The organism is Streptococcus pseudopneumoniae (genome assembly GCF_001072315.1).
Classification (GTDB): Bacteria; Bacillota; Bacilli; order Lactobacillales; family Streptococcaceae; genus Streptococcus; species Streptococcus pseudopneumoniae_R.
In genome coordinates this window covers 1-3,312 of record NZ_JVLI01000063.1, presented here as the reverse complement: position 1 = coordinate 3,312, position 3,312 = coordinate 1, and the positions used below count along the sequence as shown (strand labels likewise).

1 protein-coding gene is annotated in these 3,312 nt (G+C 37.8%); it reads right to left on the bottom strand.

Annotation, left to right across the window (positions count from 1 at the left end):
- Positions 1-3,312: DUF1542 domain-containing protein (locus ADH54_RS02720; protein ID WP_049523954.1), on the bottom strand; the 3,312-nt coding region annotated here is incomplete at both ends.

Here is a 3,312-nt window from a genome sequence, read left to right as displayed (position 1 = left end):
TGGGTTTACAGCTTTAACTTTATCTTCGATCGCTTTCTTCTCAGCATCTGTAAGTTTATCTGGATTTGCTACCTCAGTCTTATCTGCTGGTTTAACGATGTCGTTTCCTGCATTTGGTTTAGTTGCAGCTGCTTCTGATCTGAATAAATCTTCTGATGGGATTGTTGCTGTAGTTCCATCGTTTAATGTAACTGTTGCATTTCCATTTTCATCGAATTTAACAGATTTAGTTTCTGGGTTTAATTCTCTTAATTTTGCTTCTACTTTAGCTTGATCATCTGGATCATTTGCTTCACCAACTACTTTGTCTGCTGGTTTAACAATTTTACTATTTCCTGCATCTGGTTTAGCAGTATCTTCTTTAGTTCTTACTAAATCTGATGCTGGAATTGCAGCAGTTTTACCATCTGGAGTAGAAACAGAAACAGTTCCGTTTTCATCTATTGTTACGATAGCACCTGGATTTACCTCTTCAACTTTAGCAACAATCTTAGCTTTCTCTTCGTCAGTTAAGTTCGATGGATCTTTTACGATAACTTTATCAAGTGGTTTATGAATATCATTTCCACCTTTACCGTTATCTAACTGGTCCTCAGTTTTCACTAATTTTGTTGGATTGATAATTCCTTTATCGCCAGCTTCTGTTGTTACTTCGATGTTTCCATTTTCATCATATTTAACCTCTTTAGCTGTCGGATTAACTTTCTTAACCTCTTCTAAGATTTTAGCTTTTTCTTCATCTGTTAATGCGCTTGGATCTTTAACTAGCACTTTATCAATCGGTCTGTTAATTTCTCCAACTGCTTTAATTGCCGCTTTATCTGCTTCTTTAATCACATCAACATCTGTTTTGCTAGTTACTGCATCGATTCCTTCTTTTGCTTTTTCAGCAATTTTATCGACTTTAGCTTTTAATTTAGCTTTAGCTTCTGGAGTTAAGTCTTGACGTGCATCAATAGCTTCTTTTTTAGCTTTCGCTTCATCTTCAATTGCCTTACGAGCATTTGGTTTATCTTCTACAACAGGAAGTTTATCGATTGTACCTTTAGCACCATCCTTACCTACAGCTTCATCTTTCTTAGCTTCAACTGCTGCATCTGTTTCAGCTTTGTCAATTTCTTCTTTAGCTTTTTCAGCGGCTGCTTTTGCTGCATCTTCTGCTACTTTTTTCTCTTCATCAGTAGCATCTGGAGTATTAGCAATCTCTTCCAATTGTTTTGCTAACTTATCTTCGATTGCTTTCTTGGCTGCTGGTTTAGTTACTGCTTCTGGATTTACAGCTTTAACACCCGCTACACCTTTATCTTTAGCACCATCTACTGCTTTTTGAGCTTCTGCTGCTTTTTCTGGTGTTTCTGCGTTAGATGGCTGTGCGTTAATAGCGTCTGTCGCTGCTTTAGCTTTTGCTTGCGCATCTTTCTTAGCGGCATCTTTTTCTTCGTCAGTTAAGTCTGTACGAGCATCGATTGCTGCTTCTTTCTTAGCTAATTCATCTGCTACTGCCTTCTTAGCTGCTTCTTTGGCTACTGGGTTAACTTTCGCAATGTCACCTGTACCAGTTCCTTTAGCTGTGTCTACTGCTGCATCTGTTGTTGCTGCATCGACAGCTTCCTTAGCTTTATCTGCTGCATCTTTAGCTGCATCTTTAGCTGCTTTCTTCTCGTCATCAGTTAAATCTGGACGAGCGTCAATTGCATCTTCCTTAGCTTTAAGAGCGTCATCAATAGCTTTCTTAGCTGCTGGTTTCTTAACTGCTACTGGATTCACTGCAGTAACTTCAGCTACACCTGTTTTCTTAGCTGCATCGACTGCATCTTGAGCTGTTTTAGCTGCTGTTGGTGTAGCTGCTGCATCAGGTTGCTCATTGATTTTCGCTAATTGTGCATCAGCTTTATCTTTCGCTTCTTTCTTAGCTGCTGTTTTTTCTTCATCAGTTAAGTCTGTACGCTTAGCAATTTCACTATTTTTATCTTCTAATGCTTTCGCAATTGCTTTCTTAGCTTCTGCTTTTGCTACTGGAGTTACATTTGCAACTGCTGTAGTTCCATCTTCTTTAGCTTTATCAACTGCTGCATCTTTTGTTGCTGCATCGACTGCTGCTTTAGCTTTATCAGCGGCTGCTTTAGCTGCATCTTTAGCGGCTTTCTTATCGTCATCAGTTAAGTCTGTACGAGCATCAATTGCTGCTTCTTTAGCTTTAAGTGCATCTTCAATTGCTTTTTTAGCCGCATCTTTTTTCGCTACTACTGGGTTATCTTTTGCGATTGCATCAGTTCCTGCTGTTTTAGCTTTATCAAGAGCATCTTTTGTTGTAACTTCAGGTTTTGCTATTTCATCAAGAGCTTTTTTCTTATCAGCATTTACTTTATTGATTGCTGCTTGTTTCTCGTCATCAGTAGCATTTGGAGTTTTATTAATCTCGGCAATTTTGGCTTCTGCTGCTTTTTTAACCGCATCAATAGCTGGCTCTTTGTCCAATGTTACAAATTCTGACAATGGTTTTGTATCTGTAGAACCATCTGTATAGGTTACTACAAGATTGTTTCCATCTTTTGTGACTGATTGAATCTTACCATTTTTATCAACTGCAGTATCTTTTGCGATATTCGCGTCGTCGTTATCCTGATTGTACTCAAGTTGCAGTTTTTCTTTGACTTTAGCTAAATCAGCTTCTGTTACGTTTGCTGGATCTGTTACAGCAACTTTTTCAGTTGGTGTCTTGATATCGTACTTATCCGTTTGAGATTTAACGATGAATTCAACATACCCAAGTTTTCTTCGACGAAGTTCATAGTTATTCTCAACATTATAGGCTTCATTTGCTGGCATAGATTTAACACCGTCATTATCTTTAGCCTCGATAAAACTTGTCCACTTTTGCCCAGCTCTCAGATTTGTTACTCCAACCATCTTGATAGTAGCTATTTTCTTATCATCAGATACAGTTCCTTCCCCAGATGCTACAGCACTATCAGTTACCTTTCCTATGGTAAAACCATAAACACTAGCGTTATCACTTTCATCTAAACCTTTATTTCGTAGATATAAATCTTTAACTGTTGTATCATCTGAAGCTTTGAATGTTAAGTCAGTCTTTTCACCTGTGTAAACATAGATTTGTTTCTTGTCTGGATTTGAGTATGGAAGTTCAACTGTTGGAGCTTGATTTACTTTCACAGTGTGTTCATACTCATTAGACTCTTTACCTTGACTATCTACTGCTTTGTATTTAACAACATATGTTCCTGATGTTGCTAAATCTGCTGCTTCAAGAGTTGTTTTGCTTGTATCACCATTGATAGATACTACTGT